Consider the following 19,173-nt stretch of genomic DNA (forward strand, 5'->3'; position numbering starts at 1 on the left):
CGTATGGTAGAACACCTTTAGACAGCGACGTCTCTAATTAAGTTACGCATTCTAGGAGAATTGTGTTGCCAATAGGAGTAAATGAATTTGAATAGTTTAATGTCGCACTTTGAGGATGAAGGATAGCAAATGGAACATTATTATAAAAACCAGCACTCTGTTTTATTGGCACTATTTAGAACTCTATATAAAAAAATCCCCACTAATACGTTTTAAACGTCCTTAGAAGGGATTTTACATTTATTAAATTATTAGTGGATTAGACATACCATAACATGAGAACCTAAACAACTAGCACAAGCAACAGCACCTACAACATTTCCACCAAATATTACTGACGCACATGCAGCACTACATATTTGTTTTGTTAGTTCAGGAGCATCATACCAATAGTTTTTTAAGCATTCCCATGAATCACTCCAATAACCTGCTTTAGCACTATTAGTTGATAAAAGGGAAACTTCTGAATTTTCATCGAAATAAACATGTTTATCAATTACCTTATTTGTACTTGCTTCAAGAGTCATACCAAGCATGTCTTCGTTATTTAATGTTGCATAAGTAACATTGATTTCATCATTCTCTACATCTAGAGTTGATTTCATTATGATAAATTCACCGACTTCACCAGTTGTTTTATCATAAGTAGTCAGTAATCGTATATCAAAACTTTCATTGTTCTTTTTATAAGGAATCATCAAACCATCTTTATTCTTACCGTAATCCATATATTCAATATTTTGCCAATCAAAGTCTTCTCTACTGTATTCACTATGTGTGAACTTCTCTGCAATATCTAAATCCTCTTTTACTTCATTTACGACTACTAAGTTATTAAGAAAACCATTCTTTTCAATTTGCAAAGGTGCTTGTTGTGAACAACTTACAATCATTATGTTCATTTGTTTCTTTAGCCAAAGCACCTAAATTTACAGATAGGGGTTGAAATGCTAAAAGTATAATCATTACAAAAAGGATTAATTTTTACTTCATTTACTACTCCTTCTAACTTTAAATTTACTTTTTGAAAAATTTGTACCACGGCATACCTATAAAGAAAACAGCAAACAATAGGATGAGAAAATCATAGGTTTGTATCCCATCTGAAAAAAGGATTAGTAATACGGCTATCAATGCCAATACTCTAAGTAGGACTGATTTTTTCATTTAAGACCCCCATTCTTTTCTGATATTTCGGGAACAGTTTATACACATAAACCATTCATAGAAAATTTTAACATTAAAATGAATGTTTTCTATATAAATTCCAAATGTTTTTCTTTTATATTATGAAGTTTATTCTCTTCTATTAAATATGTGTAACATAAAGTTTCTGTTTTACATAAGCAGGTAGTAAAATTAAAAGTAGACAAGAAGAGTCAAAGTCTAGTTTTTTGAGAAAAGGAGTGTTTTTATTAGAATTTAAGATTTAATAGAGTGATAGATGTCAAAGGATTATTAAAATAAAGTAGCTTGTTTCTACATGTGTAAACATCTCTGAAAAAAAGTAGAAAAAAGAGCATACATACCAATTTGAAAAATTAAAGCAGTTGACTTTTCAGAGTATGTTTATGCTCAGAAAGGACAAAAATTAGCAGTTAATAATGAATCTACAGGTCAATTTAACTTTATTACTCAATTGGTAGATTCTAATAATAATAATATAGGAGATGAAGTATATTTCACTGATACTCAATATAGGACTGTACCAAGTTCTGGTAATTACAGGGTGAAAGTATATTGTAGTGATACATCAATTAAGGAAAGATGTACTGGAAGAGGTTCAGTCTCCCAATAAATATAAAGAGTAAGGATCTAAGTTCGAGTGTTAGTGAACTTAGATCCTTTTTCAATTATATTTTGTAATACAGCTAAATAATTCATACTTTTATTGAAATACTAAATATCGAAGGGAGGTTTATTGAAAACAGTTCAGAGATTAATGCTTTATTTTATTGATTGGGGTGTAGCAAAATGGTTAAAATAGTTTGTAATATTTTATTTATAATTAGTTGCATTTTTATTTTTACCTTTAGTGTTAATGTTTATGCAAATACTCAATCGTCCTCTTTAGTGGATAAATATTCTGAAGGAGGATATAAATCCCTTGACAGTGCTGTTCATGCGTTTGAAAAATACTACAAAACTGAAGTAAAGTTACCAACAATTCCTTCTACCATTTCATTTACACACAAATTTGGTAAATTTTATGTAGATTCTGAATATAATCTGAATACCACTTTAAACTTAATTTTTGTAAATGAACATATAAAAGAGAATATATTTAAAATTGATATTCGGTCTTTAAAACATAAATTGGACTTTGAAGGTGAAAGTTATCCACTCAAAGATGGTAGTAAAGGAGTTTATTTTGAACATCAAATATATAAGTTCTTTGTCTTTGAAAAAAATAATTTGCAGTATATGTTTGGCATTCATAAAAAAGGTGCCGATTCCATCAAACCAGAGTTACTTGTTGAAATGGCAAATTCAATTTAGCTTTAAATAAAAACCAGGGACTACTTGTGTACCTGGTTTTTTGAGGAATATCTACATCGTTTATTATCAAACATAACATTACTTCATTTGGTTATTTTTGGTATAAAACTATTCGTTTTAAGTAGAACCAAAAGGCTCAATCATTACAACTTTGTAAAATGGCGATAACTCTTCTACTAGCGGCTTAAAATCAAGTGCTGGTGTTCCTGTCCCAAAACCTGGTAGTAGCACGACTGTTTCTGTGCCTTGTCCTTGAATCAAAACATTCATATTTTTTCCATCCACTAATTTTTCTATCTTTTGAAAATTAATTCTTGATAGTCCTCCAAATGTTCAGTAATGGATTAAACTACTATATGAATTTTGAGCGTCTAATTTGTAATAACAGTATACTTAGTCTTCATCTGGTTTGAGAATTAGTGTAAACGGAGGGGGAGGGAGGTTTACTTTAAATGCTGCATCATACCTAATGTTTAAATTCGGTTGAAGCTGCCTCTGTTGGAATTGCTAATGCTTAAGGTTTGCTAGCTGAATTTCAGGTTTGGCTACTTTAAATCAAGACACTTCACCACAATTTTTGCAAAACAACAAAATAAGTGGGGAGCCTGAAGCAATTAAAGATCTTACAGGTCTAACATTTCTATCGCAAGATAATTTTCATGACCAAGCTGACCAGTTGCAAAAGAGTTACTACTACAAGCTCTACAGACTAATTTATTATTTTCCATAATATCATCTCATTGTGTAGTAGATGTAAATAATAACGTGAAAAAAGCTATAGCTTTTGCAAAGGCTACAGCTTGAAGTCTTACAAACTCATCGCATTCTCCTAACTTTCAAAACTACCTAAAACCATAAAATCTACAATAACGCCACTTACTGGATTTTCTGAACCTAATACACTAATTCCTAATACTGTGACACCACTAATATTTGTAATATTAGCAGAGACATATTTTCCAGTACTATTCTTTTCTCTCATTTGTACTCTTGGTCTTGCATTGATCGATGAATTTGTAGAATATACGCTTGCCACGGCATAGTCAATCGTTGATAATAGTGGATTGCCATTAGCTAATGCATTGTCTGTAAAATAAAACGTAGCTATACCATTTGCGTCTGATGTAGCTTGCCCATAAACAATGCGCCTTTCTTTTTTGGGATTCGACTCTCCCGCTTTAAACACATGCAATAATGTTGGTGCTAGTGTGATGAATTCAATACTCATAGCCTTACCCCTTGTTATATTTTGGCATTATTACTATACTATGAATTTTTTATTCGTTTATTACTTCTTCACTGTCCTTGATGATTCTTGTTTAGAGAGGAAGTTGAAAGAAATGATTGAGTGAACTACTTTGAACAGAATGTGCATTTAAAAGTATTTAGTATTACAGGTGGTGAGCCAATGATGAGTAAAAAATCTGTCTAAAATTAAAAAGCTGTAGCGTTGTTACACGCTACAGCTCAAATCGGTTAATGCTCTTTGTTGGTTTAGTCATATAGCATTATAACATACTGGAGAGCAAAATGGTGTTAAAAGGATAACAGGTAGCTACTACAGATCATTTATGGGTGATAATAGTAGCTATATTCATGCAAAGATAGCCATGTACGAAATCAAGAGGGATGCAAGTAATCAAGTGTTAATTACAGCAGCTTATTTAGTGGTCAAAATTATAAAATGAAGGCATACGAGCAAGCGATTGCAGAGTACAAAAGATGCATCCATGATCCCACTTATGCAACTCATACTGTTAGTCAGTTCCTTGATTTCGCAGATTGTCTCCTAGTAGCATTCATGTTAGAGCTTATGCTAGATTTTGAGAAATTTTGTTTTACTAGTATAATTGGAATATATTCGTTATTGTGTTTTGAGATGGGAGAAATGTATGAAAGATCGTAAGCAAGTGGTCATCGAAGCAACATTGCAATTATTTACTGAAAAAGGGTATCAGCACACATCAGTTCAAGATATTTTAGATAAAGCCAATATTTCAAAGGGGACATTTTATAACTATTTTTCATCCAAAAATGAATGTCTTTCAGCTGTGCTCGAACAAAATCGTCTAGAAAGAAATGTTTTAAAAGAGGAAATTCTAGTCGGCAAGAAAATAGATGATATAGAAGTTTTAGTTGAACAATTAATCGCTTCCTTAAGGATTAAAGAAAAATATAACTTAATGCCTTTATTTCGAGAAATCTCTTTTTTGCATGATGAAGAGTTGCAAAAAATTCTTGCTGAACACCGTTTTTATGAAATCACATGGCTAAAAAATAGATTTTATGATATTTATGGGGAGGATGGAAAGCCTTATTATTATGAGTGTGCAATCATATTTTTTGGTACGTTCCAGTATATATCCTTTTATTGGAATTTAGCAACTAAGACAACAATTGATATAAAAAAGGTAGTCTACAGATCGATAAAGTATGTAGAAAGTTTTCTTCCAGAAATGATTGAGAGTGGAGAAATATTATTAGAGCCAAATGATATGTATTTGCTTGAAATGGATTCAGCGTACAAGCCGATCACAAACGATCAAATTCAAAAGAAACTAGAACTGTTTTATAAAAAAATATCGACGGTTGAGCTTCATCCAAAATCAACGGAACTAACGACGTTGCTTTTGGATGAAATGAGTAGAGAAAAGCCGCGCATAAGCGTTTTAGAACTCATTATCCAACCATTTCGTAGTTCTTTTTCTGACACAATTTATAAATATGAAGCGGAAGAAATCGCTAATCTTTGCTGGCTTTATATGAAAAGTCCAAACAAAGCATAATGACCAGACCAGCTTTTTCTCATAAAGTTGGTCTTTTTCGTCTATCCATGGCCAAATTAATAGGGCGTTGCAATTACTAATTCAGGAAATATTATTTGCATTTTACATTACAGCTTTATGTAGAAAGGTCGTGATGAAAGTAAGGGGATTATGGTTAACCACAATAAAAGTATTGTTAGAATTAATAAGAATTGTTTTGATTTTTCTCATTTTTGGATGCTTGCTGTGGGGAGGCGTAAGGCTTATTTATACTACTTTACGAATAAATGTCGATGGTACTTACGGAGGCTGGCTAGGAGGAATCGCCATATATTTTTTATTGTTTGTCCTCTATCGTAATAAACTACAATTTTCAGGTTTTTATGATGGCCCAAAGCAACAAAAACTACCTAGAAAAATAACTTACATTTTAGTTACTGGCTCTATTTTTCTATTAATACTTCCGCTGTTGCTCTCGATTAAATAGCGTCTTGATTTTATGCATTGCCCCACTTTTACGTGGTATATAATGGATATGACTAAAAGTAAAGGAGTTAGGACGATGCCAGAATTTAAGAAGAGGGCAGAAGTATCTTTTATCACGAATATATCCCGATTTGATTACCTGAAAGAACAACTACAAGAAGTAGCTGGAAAATTTAATTTCAATCATCTTCAGCTTTCCAAAATAGTTGATTTACCGATAAATGAGCTGGAAAGTTTGCTAAATGGTAAGGGGAATATTACGACTGACCAGCAGGAAATAATAGAGCATAAATTAGCCAAGTTATGTTTTGGTTTTCAAGGTTTTGATGCAAAAGAAAGAGCAACATTGCTCTTGAATGATCTCGTTAAGGATTACATGTTTTCAACAGCAAGTATCGCAAAAATAATTCATGTAGAAGAAAAGGAACTCAACGATTTTAGACAAGCACAAGTAATGGATAGAGAGGCAGAATTGAAAATATGTGTGAATGTGATTCTGCTACATTTTGTTTTACATAACTAATAAGCCCACATCGCCTTTACACGGGAATTGCCAGAAGAGATATAGAAGGATATTATTATCCATTTCATTATGACGAAATGCAAAATGGTGTATTGACAGACAAACTTTGTATACAGATTAGCGGATGATATTAAGGAATTTATAGATTGAAATCCTAACCGTTAGTCTCGCGATGACAACCACTCCTTGAAGAGTGGTTTTTTGTTGTTTCCGACCTAATAGGCGCTTTCTGTATATTGAATGTAGAAATAAGTTTTTGTATAAAAATATCGTTTAACTCTCAAAATAAAAGAAAATTTGATTGATCGTGGGGTACTCTAATGGAGAATATGATGATGGAACTGAGCTCTAAGTTTGCAGATCATGATGATTTTTTCGTGGAGGAGGAGCTAATAGATCAAACAACCATCTATCTTATGGGATTTAAAACATTGATTGATTTTGCCAAGTCCAATCTATACATTCGGCAAATGGCTGCTTCATCTGCCTCAGTAGGAGAGCTTTTTACAAACCTTAGTGATCAACTTGATATGGATATTGAACAAATTGTCAATGCTGTTTTGGAGGGGAAATTGATCGTCTTATCTCAAGGAGGACGCCAAAATGCGATAGTTGATCCTATTTCCATCAATTTAACAAGAAGTATTGAAGAACCGAAAAATGAAAGCCCTATTCAAGCTTCTATGGATGCATTTGTTGAAGAGATTCATGTAAATGTTGGACTTATTCGAAAAAGGCTAAAAACGGCAAGGCTCTCTCATTGTACCTTTCAAGTGGGCGAGCTAGAAAAACGTAATTTGTCCATGTTATATATCAATGGAAGAGCATCAAGTGATCTTATTGAAAAAGTCAATCAGCAGTTAAAAGAAATTGACACGGATATTGAATCCATTGATGATTTGAACAAGTATTTTGGTGTTCGGAGAGGGAGTCCTGTTAGTCATTTTTTCCCGACAGAAGTGCCGATACAAGCCATTCATGCATTAAAAAAGAATAGAATTGTCCTTTTCTTAGACAATTACCCTTTCGCCCTAGTTTTTCCACATCTATTGCCAGATATGTTTAGTATTGTGAATGATCGAAACTTCCCGTATGTGCTATCAGTTATGCTTCGCGTTCTTCGGGTCGTAGGCGCTATACTGACACTCATTCTGCCTGCATTGTATGTCGCGTTAGTATCTGTCAATCCTGAGATATTCAAATTTGATCTTGCATTATTTGTGGCAAAAAGCAGAGAAGGGATTCCTGTTCCTGCTTTGCTTGAAACGATCATCATGGTCGTATTAATTGATTTAATATTAGAAGCGATTGTAAGACTGCCGAAAAGTATTGGACCGACCATTTCAATGGTAGGAGGCGTTATATTAGGCCAAGCAATGGTTGAAGCGAAATTAGTCAGTACCTTATTAGTAATTGTCATTACAGCCATTGTTATTTCAAGCTCGGTCGTAGCAGGTATTCAAAATTCGTTATACATTCGTTTATTAAAATATCCTATTTTAATTTTAGCATCTATTTTCGGCATTCTTGGTATATTTACTGGTTTAGCACTTACTGGCATTTATTTGGCGAGTTTAACTTCATTTAATATTCCGTATACGACATTTCGCTTGAAAAGAGAAGGAGATACTAAGTGACCCATAGGTTTCAAATTGGTATAGTTTTTTTTATTATCCATTTAAGCTTTGGTTTTCTGCTTTACCCTGATCTCATCTATTCGTTGACAGATGCGGGGCATTGGTTAGTCATTTTGTGTCAGGGTGTATTGCAATTAATGTTAATTTCACTCTACATTAAAGGTTTGAATTTTTTTCCTAATCAAGATATTATTGATATTTATTTAAAAATGGGACGGTTGGTTGCATTCATCATCCTGCTACCATTTGTCCTGAATTTAACGGTACTTGTTGCGCTTAATATCCGTACCTATACAGAGGTAATTAATTCTTTATTTTTATTACGAACACCGCATTGGCCAATAGCCTTATTGCTTTATTTTATATCGGCTTATACGGCAACAAAAGGCTTAGGGACAATATTGCGATCTTCCGTATTTATTTTTTTTATGATTACTCCTTTCATACTGTTTATCATTGTCTCTTCCATAGTAAATTTTGATTTTCATAATGGATTCCCAATACGAAATTCATCGTTTGAGTTCTTACTAGATATCCATTTTTACTATCTCATTGGATTTTCAGCATTTTTATTTTTAGGATTTATGGTTTCTAAAAAACCATTGGTATTTCGAGATATTTTTATAGCCTGGTTTTCTGTCATCATGGTTTACTTAGCCTTTGTTTATATACCACTTTTTATTTTTGGACAAGAAACAGTTGTTACCATGTCCTTACCCTTTGTAGTAGCGGTGGACTCAGTTGATATTCGTTGGCTAGCTTTTAACCGCCAAACGATGTTCTTTGGTATTTCTTCAATTGGCTTTATGTTAATTTTTAATGCTGTGATGCTTTGGATGATTAGTCAAATTATGCAGAAATTATTCAGCAGGCTTCACGTAAAATCAGCATGGTGGATTATGATCTTTTCACTTATTGGATATACTGCAGGATTATTTATTCCGAATCAAGTTTGGACAAATACATTGATTTTGTTGAATAGAGGGGCTCAAGTTTATTTTATGCTTATGATCCCTGTAACGGTATATATCTATGGCATTGTGATAAAGAGAAAGGTGACGAACGATGAAAGAAAATCATCCTTGTAGCATGCTCATTATATGTATGTTTTTGCTATTACCTTTTCTTGGCGGATGCTGGGATGTGAAAGATATCGATAAAAGATTATTACCTTTGGTTATAGGTATTGCTAAGGAGAATGAGGACTATCATGTGACGCTGCAAATCCCCATTACACAAAAGGAAAATGAAGTATCAAGAATTGTAACAGGCAAAGCAGATACGGTTTTAAAGGTGCTAGGGGAAGTTCGTACAAACTCTGAAGAAGCAGTGGATTACTCCCATATAGAATTAATTGTCATTCAAAGCAACTTGGCGGCCGATCAAGCGGAATTAAGGGAGCTCATAAAATTTTTAATGGATTCGGAAGAAATCCCTTCGAGAGCATTGTTAACCATAACTGATGATAAAATCGACAAAGTCCTTTCCAACATTAACGATAAATTAGGGGTGAATGCGACTTCCATTTACAATTACTTTAACAAAGGGGCAGGGTGGGCACCTGAGATAACAAGCATTCATATTTGGGAAGTATACCGAAGTCTATTTTCTTATACAAAAGATATTACAGTTCCAGTTGTTCGTGCTGGAAATGATACAGTGTTAGTCTATGAAGGCTCTATGGTGTTGAAAAATGGTGAATTAATGGCAAGAATTAATTCAGATGAAAGCCAGCTAAGTAAGCTATTTCAAAACGCGAATGCAAAGGGGAAAATCGAAAGCCTTGATTTAGCGAGTATTATGGTGGTCAACAGTTCCCTTAAAAATAAAGCCTCTTTGAAGAACAATAAACCCGTTGTGGCAAGTCATTTAAAATTAAAAATCGATATTTTAGAGAGAAAAAAAGATGTGTCAAATGACCAAATTATGAAAGAGCTAACAAAGCTTATGGAAAAACGGTTTTATGATATGTTTGAACAAGCCCAAGCAAATGGGGTGGAGATTTTCGGATTTGGACAACTCTTTCGTGATCAGCTCTCCTATCAAGAACTAAGGAACTGGAGAGAAGGCTTTTATCCTTACTTGAAGGTGGATTTTCAGGTGAATGTGAGTGTAGACTCATAGCTATCTTGTGGCATAAGGAAGGGCAGAAATGTTGCTGGCACAACACTTCTGCCCTTAATCAATCGCTATTTTTTCGTAATGCGCTCAAAAAATTCGACGGTTTTATTCATATCTGTAACATGTTCATTGCACGTCTTACTATCCGCACAAATGTAATTGCTATGGGAGGTAAATGTGCCAACGACCTGTCCTTTGATCGAGGTAGTAAACAAGCCAACATCTGCATGGCGATTACAGATGGCGCAAATGCCGCGTACAGTGCTGTTGGCAAATGTGCCTTTAATACCTGCTAACTGTCCATTTTGATCAAGGACAACGTATTTTCGATGTGTGCCAGGGTCATCCCATGCAAGATAACAAATTCGCTGGAAATCGAGTGCTTCTAGATTTGGTAGCTTTAGCTTTTTCTCCTTTTTAAATAAGGTTTTAAGCGTACTGGCTGTCACTGGCTTGAACGGGATGACATATGGCTTTAATTGTTCTAAAAAGGCATCCCCTTGCGCCCGATCTGTTATAGCAAAAAGTTGTTCAATCAGCTTTGTTTCCGTTGCTGATAACTCTAATTTTGTCGTTACCTCTGTATCCACAAGGCCCCGAACGGCTAGGATGACGTTTTTATCGTTCGTTGTCGTAAGAGCATGTAAAATTTTATTTAATTGCTGTTCTAGTAAATGATAATTAGCGACCGTTAAAAACGGCTGAATTGTTTGTTGTTCCATTTGAAATCTCTCCTGTTTAGTAGGCTATTTTATAAACTTTTGGCCTAAAGAGATCATTCAATTTTAGGTTATTTGTATAACTTAATCTAGACCTCTTTGACCTAAAGAAGACGTTCTAGAGCAAGCATTACAAGTGAATGCGTTCATGTCGATTCCTCCTTGAAAGAAAACTACGATTATTATAACATCTTTTGACATTTTGATAAATGCTAAAGCTCTACTTATTTTCTGAATTGTTTGATAGGTGGAAAATTGGTATAATGGTCTAAATTGGTTGACAGAGGGGGACTTTTTATGAAACAGATGACTGCATGGAAAACAACGCTTACTTGGAGAATTTATCAATTGTAGGAGGCATTATGATACTCAATAAACAAGGCTTTGATTTATGGGCGGACGGGTATGATCAAACCGTGCAACTAAGTGAAGAAAATAATCAATATCCATTTGCAGGCTATAAAGTGATTTTAAATAAAATTTTTAATGAAGTAATGGAGGTTCCTGCTTCCACGGTTTTAGATATTGGCTTTGGGACAGGTGTATTAACAGCGAAGCTTTATGAACATGGGCACGCCATCAATGGCCTCGATTTCTCATCCAATATGATCGCCATTGCGAAGGAAAAAATGCCACAGGCCAACTTAATCGAGTGGGACTTAACGAAAGGCTTGCCACCAGCGCTATTACAGCAATCATACGATGCCATTGTTAGTACGTATGCGCTTCATCATTTTACAGATGAGCAGAAGATTACGTATATCACACAATTACTACGGCAGCTAACGCCAACTGGTAAAATATTAATTGGCGATGTTGCCTTTGAAACAAGAGCGCAGCTGGAACAATGCCGTCAAGACAGCAAAGGTTACTGGGATGATGATGAATTTTATTTTGTCCATGAGGAGCTAAAAGCCTCGTTACAGGATATTTGTCAGCTTAGATTTTATCCGCTATCGCATTGTGGTGGGGTTTTTGTGATAAAAGCTATTACGAGATAAAATGACAGTTCTTCTCCACATAAAAGGAGCTATCGAATGGATAGCTCCTTTTATCTGTTAAGCAAACATCGACAAAATATATTTGCCAGATAGCATAGACAGCGGGGGCGCTCATGACAGAAAATGCTTGGTTTAAACCAGCTTGTTAAGAGAAAGGCTAGCATAGTAAATAACAGCATACCCACCGCTCCAAAAACGGTGTTTTGTAAGATGATATGAAAGGTATCTTCCTTCCCATTTTTCATTTGCATGCCCATATTAATAAGCATGAGAATGGGCAAGGCTGTAATGATGCCTGACAAAATCAAAACTTAGATTGGCTTAGTAGTAGCGCTAACACCATAATGGTGACACCTACTAAAGAATAGAATCAGAAGAAAGTAATGATACTGTGGAAAATGCTTGTGTACAATTACCTCTTCATCCTATTTAGCAAAATATGCAGAAAGATAGGTGGGGACAAAAAATAGAGAGACTATTTCTGAGAAGGCGTGTCTCACTCAATCTATTCAAAAGAAATATCTGAAAATATAAACTTTAATAAGCTATCTTTTAATATATCGCTTTATACGATATAATCGCATAAAGCGATATATCAAAGGAGTTAGCATGATGATTAAAGAGATAAATGACTATTTTACAACGATATTCTATCATCTACATACAACACATGAGGATGTTATTTCCCATCAAAGCGTACGTATTTTACAGATGATTCAAAAGGAAGAGGAAGTCACGGTGCGTGATATTGCAGGATTATTAAATATTTCTCATAATACAGCATCAGAGCATGTGAAAAAGCTAGAGCGTCATGGCTGGGTGACGAAAGAACGGGGGCGTGACGATCAGCGTAAAGTGATACTTCATTTAACAGCACAAGGTCTACAGGTGCTGAAGAAAAACTCGGAGTTAGATGATGCTAAGCTACAGCAAGCCCTTCATCAGCTAACTGAACAAGAACAGCAAGCCATCCTCCAGGCATTTCGACGTCTAAGTGAGGTGGCAAAATAATGTATACATTTTTTAAAATCCTGAGCTCAGCAGCCATCATTGGTATTGTGACAGAGGTGGCACGAAGGTTTCCTACCTATGGCGGAATTATTGCCGCATTACCATTGGTCAGTATTTTAAGTATTATTTGGCTAACGGTGCAAAGTGAGCCAAGTGAGCATATTCAGCGCTTTACAGTGGGTGTCATCGTTGGTTTACCAGCAACGATGTGTATGCTTTTTGTTATTTATATGGCGATGAAATCCTCGATGCATATTGTACTCGCGATTGGTCTCGGTGTGCTGTCATGGGCTGTGTTCCTAAGCATACAAAAGGCCATTGCAGGTGTTTTTCATATTTCAATGTAAAAGGGGGAATTTTATATGACAATTATGGCGATTCATCAAGTGCCAAAACAAGAGGTAAACCAATTTTTTCAGGAGCATTGGGGTTCGACCGAGATGGTCATTTCCAGTGGTATCTATAACTGTAGTGAATTAGATGGCTTTGTTTTTGTAAATGAGCAACAAGCAATGATTGGTTTGATCACCTACATTATACGAGAAAGGGACTGTGAAATCATTTCATTAGATAGTACAGTCGAGGGCAAAGGCATTGGGACAGCTCTTGTGAAAGCCGTCGAACAGACAGCGGTGGAACAAAACTGTGCAAGCATTTCTTTAATTACCACAAATGATAATTTGCATGCCTTAAAGTTCTATCAAAAACGAGGGTATTGTTTAATAGAAATACTGCGTAATGCAGTTGAAAAAGCGAGGGTCTATAAGCCTTCTATCCCATTACTCGGCGATGACGGCATTCCGATACGAGATGAAATACGTTTACAAAAACAACTTGACTTCCAATAAGTCAGGTTGTTTTTTGTTATACTGTGGATGAGGAAAGAGAGGGAAAGCATGAAAAAAATACTATTTATTTTAGTACTGAGTGTGCTTGTGGTCGGAGCTGTTTTTATGATTTATCTCAAAAGTAATCCACCACTCGCCATCGAAAGCTATACAAGTAAGCAGGGGAATGAGGCAGTCAAAATCATTGCACTTGAGAATAAGGGCTTGCGTGATATCAAGCTAACACAGCTACTTGTCAATGACCGGCTTCCTGAGAGTACAGAGCTTGTCATTAGTAAGTCAGAACCATTCGAGGCGGAAACTAAGCTAGAGGGAAATGAGCATCTATCCTTTCATAAGTTATCACAGCGTACGATTTTACCTCGGCAATACATAGATCCACAAGCCATTGGCAAGGAGCCTCAGCATTATGCGGTTCAAGTCCAAGCTCCTGATATCAGGAAAATAACGATTCAATATGAATATTTAAAAATACCCTTTACGCTAACTGCCGAGCTACAAGCAAACAAATAACCAATTGCAGAGCAAATTTTGTCTTATCCTTTATGCCTGTGTCAATTCCTAAGATTGTTTGATGAAAAGCACCTATCCCTCCTAAATCATGGTAATCTTATAGTAACAGCAATTGTGATACTAGGAGGGACCTAATGGCATTTATCATTTGTAGTATAGTACTATTTATCTGTGTTATCACTGTGGCTTTAGTGTTTAGGAAAAAGTTTTCAAAAAATGATATTATGCTTGACGTGACAGCCACCTGTGAAGGGAGAAATGAAGACAATCAAGCAATTATGAAAATATATTTTACGTATTCCATTGGCCGTCTTGTCACAAGGAAACGAGATATCATAGGTAGTATTGAGTGGTCTGAAGGGTGGATGCCTGTCAGCTATAACTTAAAAGAGCATGGTGTTTATCGTGAGGAAAAACTTCTCTATGCAACGAACGAGCAGTCTTATTCTACCTTTGAAATCAATGCGATGAATGCTATTGATGAACAAGGTCGAGGAGAGGGCTATGTTGTCCTTGTACTGGAAAAGCCGAATCCTTCTCATATGTCCAGAGCAGGTGTTGTACTAGCTGTCACTGCCAATATGGTTACCTATCAATTAGCAGACTCAACCAGCTGGCACAATGATGTGGTGGTCCATTAGCTATCCAATTTATTGGATAGCTTTTTTGGTGCTTAAAAGTAAATTTAGGCCGTTTATGGAACCAAATGGTGGGAATATCGTATAGAAAGAGGAAGGACTTGTAGGGTGAAGGAGGATATGGATGTCCAAATGTTCAAGCAATAGCTATGACTTAAAGCTAGTCGCAATCGATGAGCAAATATATGCACTTTTACAGCAACGTAAAGAGGTATGCAGTCATACCTCAGATTTTCCCTCAGATGAAATCATTTCGGAATGGGCACAGCAATAGGGTTTCGATCACACTTTTTTTAGCTATGTTCTTTCACTTAATGAGAAGAGAAAAATACTATAATCCAAAAGTAGAACCAGCAGGCTTCCGTCACTATATCCCTGTGTTACAAACGGTAGAAAAGGGAGGGCGATTGTATACGCTTTCTTCTATTCGTCAATATGAAAATGCCAGTATTGTGCAGTTATTAGTTGATTGGGATGAGCAGCAAGAACCAGAGCAAACGATTCAACTCATTGATGAGTCCTATGAATGCCAAATTAGAGGTACAAGAGGCTCGAATGGGCATGAAAGCAGTACATTTATTGTGACACCACCCTTGCCAGAAGATATCCAAGGATTTGATTTTGTTTTTACACAATACGAAGATGTTTTTGAGGAAAAACCTACAGGATGGGCTGTCACCATACATGGTTAGGAGGAATGTTCAATGAAAAAATGGCTTTTTCCATTGGTCATCGTAGTCATTCTAGTAGCGGCCTGTCAAAGCCCTGAGCAAGAGGTGCACTATATTGCCAAAAGTGAGCATTGGAAAGCGATCTATCACAGTAATGGTGATGAGGGTTTACGCTTATTTTATCTAGGGAATCATGATGATCTAGGACCCTTAGAAATCACGATTGAGGGGACAAAAGAATCCCAAAGTTTAAGCGATGTTCAGTTAAATAAAGATGGCTATTATTCCTTCACAAAGAAAGAAAGTGAGAAAATTTTTAAACGAGAGACAAAGCCAATGGTTCATGTGCAATGGCAATCTGATAGCGAGACTTTAGAAGTGAAAAATCATTAGGAGATAATAAAAATATGCGAATTGAACAACGCGAGGATGTAGTCATCATAAATGGATTGGAGATTAGTGGATCTATTCAAAAAAACAAAAAATGCACCACATGCCAAAGTCAGATTATTTATGATGACACGTTCGATAGTTATTTTTGTGCAAGCTGTAATGAGTGGCTTGAGGAGGCATGTGAAGATCCGCATTGCACCTACTGCGTCCAACGACCAGACTCCCCATTGTCAGACAATCGCTAAATTTTTTTATTTTCATGTTTGACAAAAAATCCATGATTCGTTATAGTAATTAACAATTTCATACAAAAATGAAATAAGCAATGATAAGGATAAGAGATTCGATTAACCATTTTCAGAGAGGGAAGTACTGGCTGCAAGCTTCCTAATGTTGTGATCCCATCTTACTACCTTGGAGCTGTGCTTGGAAACTTGCACCGTCTTTTGCTACGTTACAGCAAAGTCAATGAGCCACTAGCACATAAACTAGTGGGAATTTGGGTGGAACCACGGGTAATAACACATACTCGTCCCTTCTTAGGGGCGGTTATGTGTTTTTTTTATTTTGATTCAGCAAATATTTTTTGTATCGAAAGCATAGCGGCAGATATAGAAGGCCCTTTCCGAAGGGGAACGGAATCAAGATAAAAGCCTCTGGCGGATGTCCTAGATTTTGAAGAGTAGCTTTTCGAGCTTGCTTGAAAAAAATCAGGACACAATTACCCCGAGGCGTAAATGATTTTATAACAAAAAAGGAGTAGAGAACATGTCAAATCAAGATATTCACATTCAATTTCCAGATGGTCAACAGCAAACTTTTACAAAAGGCGTGACACTAACCGATATTGCGCAAGCTATTCGTCCTGAGCTTCGCAAAAAGGCAGTAGCAGGAAGTGTTAATGGAACCATCGTTGATTTGACGCACCCGATTACAGCAGATGCTCAAATTTCATTGTACGATGCAAGCTCGAAGGAAGGGATCGAGGTTATTCGCCATTCAACAGCTCATCTATTAGCTCAGGCGATTAAACGACTTTACCCCCATGCCCAATTTGGGGTAGGACCAGTGATTGAAAATGGTTTTTATTATGATATAGAGATTGCAGATACGCTAACACCGAGTGATTTGCAGCGAATTGAGAAAAAGATGAAACAAATTGTGCAGGAAAATGTCCCGATTCACAGGCGCGAAGTGTCACGACAAGAAGCCAAACAATTATTTGTGCATGATGCGTTAAAGCTAGAACTGTTGGAGGCAATACCTGCGAATGAGACAGTAACGATTTATGAGCAAGGAGAGTTTTACGATTTATGTCGCGGCCCTCATGTTTCAGCCACAGGTAAGTTGCAGCACTTTAAATTAATGCAGGTGTCAGGTGCGTATTGGCGTGGCGATAGCAACAATCAAATGCTCCAGCGTATTTATGGAGTAGCTTTTGCCACAAAAGAAGAATTGCACAATCATTTTGTATTTTTGGAGGAAGCGGAAAAACGGAATCATCGCAAGCTAGGCAAAGAACTATCGTTATTTATGTTTTCAGAGGAAGCACCTGGCATGCCTTTTTATTTAGCAAACGGTCAAATTTTACGCAATGAGCTGGAATCGTATTTGCGCAATCTACAAGCGAAGTATGACTATAGAGAAGTACGGACTCCACTGATGATGAACCAACGTCTTTGGGAGCAGTCGGGACATTGGGACCACTATAAGGATAATATGTATTTTACACAGGTCGATGATCAGAGCTTTGCCTTAAAGCCTATGAACTGCCCTGGTCATATGCTGATTTTTAAAAATTCCTTACACTCTTATAGAGATTTACCCATTCGTATGGCGGAATTTGGGCAAGTGCACCGACATGAATTTAGTGGAGCCTTGAATGGTCTATTACGTGTACGTTCATTTTGTCAGGATGATGCCCATATTTTCGTAACACCACAGCAAATTGAAGATGAAATTGCCTTGGCATTAAACATTATTGATGAAGTGTACAACGTCTTTGGCTTCGAGTATACGATTGAATTATCGACACGACCAGATGATTATATGGGTGATTTGGCTTTGTGGGATCAAGCGGAGGGGGCACTGGAAAATGTCCTCAAGAATTTAGGTATTGCCTATACGATTAATGAGGGCGATGGGGCATTCTATGGACCGAAGATTGACATCCATATTAAGGATGCCATCCAGCGCAGTCATCAGTGTGCAACGGTTCAGCTTGATTTCCAGCTACCGGAGAAATTTGATTTAACGTATATTAATGAAAATAATGAAAAAGTAAGACCTGTTGTTATTCATCGGGCAGTGTTTGGCTCGATTGACCGCTTCTTAGGTATTTTAATTGAACATTTCAGCGGAGCATTTCCGACTTGGCTTGCACCACAGCAAGTACTAGTGATTGGTGTAGCAGACGTGCATCAAGCTTATGCTAAGCAAGTAGTAGAAGCTTTACAACAGGAACAAATTCGTGTGCAATTAGATGATCGTCAAGAAAAGCTCGGTAAAAAGATACGCGAAGCCCAATTGCAAAAAATACCGTATATTATTGTTATTGGTGATCGAGAGGTTGCCAATCAAAGTGTAGCTGTACGTAGACATGGTCAGCAAGATTCCACTGACAAAACACTACAGCAGTTACGAGATGAAATAAAGACAGCCATCCAACAAAAAAGTTTATCTTAATAGTCAGCTATAGAAAAGAAAGCTTGCTTTGAATGAAGAACATTCGAAGCAAGCTTTTCAATTATTAAAATTATTTATTTCTATTTTTTGAAATGACTACTAGAATCTACATGATGTGCATACAATGAATTAAAGGTGCTTGGTACTTTCTTGAAAATGCGAATGTCCCAGTAAAATTTCCTGGGTTTCAGCGTCGATGACAAGAAATTTGCGATAGGTCTCATCGGTATTGTGCTGAAAGGATGCTAAAAAATAAACTTGTCGATTGGGATGAATAAAAGTATGTTGAGAGAGGTCTATTGTTTCCTGTTTACCATCTGTTTGTAAATAAAAGCTCTGTGTCGCATTTGCTACATCTTTAAAAGCCATCTTTTGACGAATATTCAATGAAGCATTGGTATATTCCTCATAAATTGCACGATTAAGCTGCTGATAAAATTCGTCCTCATCACGAAACGATTGAAATTGGTTGTTTGGATATTGATATAGTGTGTTTATTTCAGTTGGTGTGCAAAGTGTGGGTGTTGTATGGTCTACTGAATGTTGAGGTGGCAATATTATTTTGGAAACAACCATAAAAGTTAAGAAAAATACGTGCATCGTTCAACCTCCAAATGTTTTCTTATCAAAAACATCGCCTAGTTTTTCTTACTCTATACATAA

21 protein-coding genes and 1 pseudogene are annotated in these 19,173 nt (G+C 36.1%); 17 read left to right on the forward strand and 5 right to left on the reverse strand.

Features of this window, described 5'->3' with window-relative positions:
• Positions 1 to 251: 251 nt before the first annotated feature.
• Positions 252 to 902 (reverse strand): hypothetical protein, encoded by a 651-nt coding sequence (locus CRI88_RS22850; RefSeq protein ID WP_244504819.1) that lies wholly within the window; start codon positions 900 to 902, stop codon positions 252 to 254.
• Between the two features lie 1,072 nt (positions 903 to 1,974).
• Between CRI88_RS22850 and CRI88_RS11340 the strand changes: the two genes are divergently transcribed.
• Entirely contained in the window at positions 1,975 to 2,499 is a 525-nt protein-coding gene (locus CRI88_RS11340) for a hypothetical protein (protein WP_089932221.1), read from the forward strand.
• A 126-nt stretch (positions 2,500 to 2,625) separates the two neighbouring features.
• Here the strand turns inward: CRI88_RS11340 and CRI88_RS11345 are convergent.
• Positions 2,626 to 2,784 (reverse strand): annotated as a pseudogene (locus CRI88_RS11345) (alpha/beta fold hydrolase); the annotation flags it as partial.
• Between the two features lie 544 nt (positions 2,785 to 3,328).
• Positions 3,329 to 3,727: a hypothetical protein gene (locus CRI88_RS11350; RefSeq protein WP_036122512.1), complete on the reverse strand. Its 399-nt coding sequence runs from the start codon at positions 3,725 to 3,727 to the stop codon at positions 3,329 to 3,331.
• Positions 3,728 to 4,391: 664 nt separating this feature from the next.
• On the opposite strand from CRI88_RS11350, the gene CRI88_RS11360 reads away from it, so the two are divergent.
• The 6 genes from CRI88_RS11360 (at position 4,392) to CRI88_RS11385 (ending at position 10,034) form a co-directional block, all read left to right on the forward strand.
• Positions 4,392 to 5,285: a TetR/AcrR family transcriptional regulator gene (locus CRI88_RS11360; RefSeq protein WP_058843115.1), complete on the forward strand. Its 894-nt coding sequence runs from the start codon at positions 4,392 to 4,394 to the stop codon at positions 5,283 to 5,285.
• Between the two features lie 172 nt (positions 5,286 to 5,457).
• Positions 5,458 to 5,751: a hypothetical protein gene (locus CRI88_RS11365; RefSeq protein ID WP_231744946.1), complete on the forward strand. Its 294-nt coding sequence runs from the start codon at positions 5,458 to 5,460 to the stop codon at positions 5,749 to 5,751.
• 75 nt (positions 5,752 to 5,826) lie between these two features.
• Positions 5,827 to 6,273 carry an HTH domain-containing protein gene (locus CRI88_RS11370; RefSeq protein ID WP_101966622.1) on the forward strand — a complete coding sequence of 149 codons (447 nt, stop codon included), beginning with the start codon at positions 5,827 to 5,829 and terminating at the stop codon, positions 6,271 to 6,273.
• A gap of 320 nt (positions 6,274 to 6,593) precedes the next feature.
• Positions 6,594 to 7,910 carry a spore germination protein gene (locus tag CRI88_RS11375; protein ID WP_101966623.1) on the forward strand — a complete coding sequence of 439 codons (1,317 nt, stop codon included), beginning with the start codon at positions 6,594 to 6,596 and terminating at the stop codon, positions 7,908 to 7,910.
• Entirely contained in the window at positions 7,907 to 8,998 is a 1,092-nt protein-coding gene (locus tag CRI88_RS11380) for a GerAB/ArcD/ProY family transporter (RefSeq protein WP_058843117.1), read from the forward strand. Before CRI88_RS11375 ends, CRI88_RS11380 begins: the two co-directional genes overlap by 4 nt.
• A 16-nt stretch (positions 8,999 to 9,014) precedes the next feature.
• Positions 9,015 to 10,034, forward strand: coding sequence for a Ger(x)C family spore germination protein (locus tag CRI88_RS11385; protein WP_170832559.1), 1,020 nt, complete (start codon positions 9,015 to 9,017; stop codon positions 10,032 to 10,034).
• A 65-nt stretch (positions 10,035 to 10,099) separates the two neighbouring features.
• Here the strand turns inward: CRI88_RS11385 and CRI88_RS11390 are convergent, their stop codons facing one another.
• Complete coding sequence (locus CRI88_RS11390; RefSeq protein ID WP_036122498.1) at positions 10,100 to 10,753, reverse strand: FusB/FusC family EF-G-binding protein; 654 nt, start codon at positions 10,751 to 10,753, stop codon at positions 10,100 to 10,102.
• A 311-nt stretch (positions 10,754 to 11,064) separates the two neighbouring features.
• Between CRI88_RS11390 and CRI88_RS11395 the strand changes: the two genes are divergently transcribed.
• The 10 genes from CRI88_RS11395 to thrS all read left to right on the forward strand — a co-directional run bounded on the left by CRI88_RS11395 (position 11,065) and on the right by thrS (position 18,510).
• Complete coding sequence (locus CRI88_RS11395; RefSeq protein WP_257982895.1) at positions 11,065 to 11,751, forward strand: class I SAM-dependent methyltransferase; 687 nt, start codon at positions 11,065 to 11,067, stop codon at positions 11,749 to 11,751.
• Between the two features lie 612 nt (positions 11,752 to 12,363).
• Positions 12,364 to 12,762, forward strand: coding sequence for a MarR family winged helix-turn-helix transcriptional regulator (locus tag CRI88_RS11405; RefSeq protein ID WP_082673673.1), 399 nt, complete (start codon positions 12,364 to 12,366; stop codon positions 12,760 to 12,762).
• Positions 12,762 to 13,109, forward strand: a complete 348-nt coding sequence (locus CRI88_RS11410; RefSeq protein ID WP_036122492.1) for a DUF3147 family protein — start codon at positions 12,762 to 12,764, stop codon at positions 13,107 to 13,109. The genes CRI88_RS11405 and CRI88_RS11410 overlap by 1 nt, the downstream gene beginning before the upstream one ends.
• 15 nt (positions 13,110 to 13,124) lie before the next feature.
• Positions 13,125 to 13,610, forward strand: a complete 486-nt coding sequence (locus CRI88_RS11415) for a GNAT family N-acetyltransferase (RefSeq protein ID WP_058843178.1) — start codon at positions 13,125 to 13,127, stop codon at positions 13,608 to 13,610.
• Between the two features lie 48 nt (positions 13,611 to 13,658).
• A complete protein-coding gene (locus CRI88_RS11420) occupies positions 13,659 to 14,123 on the forward strand; it encodes a hypothetical protein (protein WP_058843179.1) in 465 nt (154 codons plus the stop codon).
• Between the two features lie 134 nt (positions 14,124 to 14,257).
• Positions 14,258 to 14,764 (forward strand): hypothetical protein, encoded by a 507-nt coding sequence (locus CRI88_RS11425; RefSeq protein WP_058843180.1) that lies wholly within the window; start codon positions 14,258 to 14,260, stop codon positions 14,762 to 14,764.
• Positions 14,765 to 14,885: 121 nt separating this feature from the next.
• Positions 14,886 to 15,035, forward strand: a complete 150-nt coding sequence (locus CRI88_RS22855) for a hypothetical protein (protein ID WP_231744948.1) — start codon at positions 14,886 to 14,888, stop codon at positions 15,033 to 15,035.
• A 40-nt stretch (positions 15,036 to 15,075) separates the two neighbouring features.
• Positions 15,076 to 15,453 (forward strand): hypothetical protein, encoded by a 378-nt coding sequence (locus CRI88_RS11430; protein ID WP_231744949.1) that lies wholly within the window; start codon positions 15,076 to 15,078, stop codon positions 15,451 to 15,453.
• A 12-nt stretch (positions 15,454 to 15,465) separates the two neighbouring features.
• Complete coding sequence (locus CRI88_RS11435) at positions 15,466 to 15,825, forward strand: hypothetical protein (protein ID WP_058843181.1); 360 nt, start codon at positions 15,466 to 15,468, stop codon at positions 15,823 to 15,825.
• Between the two features lie 768 nt (positions 15,826 to 16,593).
• Positions 16,594 to 18,510 (forward strand): threonine--tRNA ligase, encoded by a 1,917-nt coding sequence (thrS, locus tag CRI88_RS11445; protein WP_058843183.1) that lies wholly within the window; start codon positions 16,594 to 16,596, stop codon positions 18,508 to 18,510.
• A gap of 129 nt (positions 18,511 to 18,639) precedes the next feature.
• On the opposite strand, the gene CRI88_RS11450 is transcribed toward thrS, so the two are convergent.
• Positions 18,640 to 19,110, reverse strand: coding sequence for a hypothetical protein (locus tag CRI88_RS11450; protein WP_058843184.1), 471 nt, complete (start codon positions 19,108 to 19,110; stop codon positions 18,640 to 18,642).
• Positions 19,111 to 19,173 lie beyond the last annotated feature (63 nt).

The sequence above is a fragment of the Lysinibacillus fusiformis genome, assembly GCF_002845985.1.
Classification (GTDB): domain Bacteria; phylum Bacillota; class Bacilli; order Bacillales_A; family Planococcaceae; genus Lysinibacillus; species Lysinibacillus fusiformis_D.

Bases quoted from the DNA above. Each gene is read 5' to 3' on its own strand.
- CRI88_RS22850 (WP_244504819.1), bottom strand. From the start codon at position 902: ATGAACATAATGATTGTAAGTTGTTCACAACAAGCACCTTTGCAAATT.
- CRI88_RS11340 (WP_089932221.1), top strand. From the start codon at position 1,975: ATGGTTAAAATAGTTTGTAATATTTTATTTATAATTAGTTGCATTTTT.
- CRI88_RS11350 (WP_036122512.1), bottom strand. From the start codon at position 3,727: ATGAGTATTGAATTCATCACACTAGCACCAACATTATTGCATGTGTTT.
- CRI88_RS11360 (WP_058843115.1), top strand. From the start codon at position 4,392: ATGAAAGATCGTAAGCAAGTGGTCATCGAAGCAACATTGCAATTATTT.
- CRI88_RS11370 (WP_101966622.1), top strand. From the start codon at position 5,827: ATGCCAGAATTTAAGAAGAGGGCAGAAGTATCTTTTATCACGAATATA.
- CRI88_RS11375 (WP_101966623.1), top strand. From the start codon at position 6,594: ATGGAGAATATGATGATGGAACTGAGCTCTAAGTTTGCAGATCATGAT.
- CRI88_RS11385 (WP_170832559.1), top strand. From the start codon at position 9,015: ATGTTTTTGCTATTACCTTTTCTTGGCGGATGCTGGGATGTGAAAGAT.
- CRI88_RS11390 (WP_036122498.1), bottom strand. From the start codon at position 10,753: ATGGAACAACAAACAATTCAGCCGTTTTTAACGGTCGCTAATTATCAT.
- CRI88_RS11395 (WP_257982895.1), top strand. From the start codon at position 11,065: ATGGAAAACAACGCTTACTTGGAGAATTTATCAATTGTAGGAGGCATT.
- CRI88_RS11405 (WP_082673673.1), top strand. From the start codon at position 12,364: ATGATTAAAGAGATAAATGACTATTTTACAACGATATTCTATCATCTA.
- CRI88_RS11410 (WP_036122492.1), top strand. From the start codon at position 12,762: ATGTATACATTTTTTAAAATCCTGAGCTCAGCAGCCATCATTGGTATT.
- CRI88_RS11415 (WP_058843178.1), top strand. From the start codon at position 13,125: ATGACAATTATGGCGATTCATCAAGTGCCAAAACAAGAGGTAAACCAA.
- CRI88_RS11420 (WP_058843179.1), top strand. From the start codon at position 13,659: ATGAAAAAAATACTATTTATTTTAGTACTGAGTGTGCTTGTGGTCGGA.
- CRI88_RS11425 (WP_058843180.1), top strand. From the start codon at position 14,258: ATGGCATTTATCATTTGTAGTATAGTACTATTTATCTGTGTTATCACT.
- CRI88_RS22855 (WP_231744948.1), top strand. From the start codon at position 14,886: ATGTCCAAATGTTCAAGCAATAGCTATGACTTAAAGCTAGTCGCAATC.
- CRI88_RS11430 (WP_231744949.1), top strand. From the start codon at position 15,076: ATGAGAAGAGAAAAATACTATAATCCAAAAGTAGAACCAGCAGGCTTC.
- CRI88_RS11435 (WP_058843181.1), top strand. From the start codon at position 15,466: ATGAAAAAATGGCTTTTTCCATTGGTCATCGTAGTCATTCTAGTAGCG.
- thrS (WP_058843183.1), top strand. From the start codon at position 16,594: ATGTCAAATCAAGATATTCACATTCAATTTCCAGATGGTCAACAGCAA.
- CRI88_RS11450 (WP_058843184.1), bottom strand. From the start codon at position 19,110: ATGCACGTATTTTTCTTAACTTTTATGGTTGTTTCCAAAATAATATTG.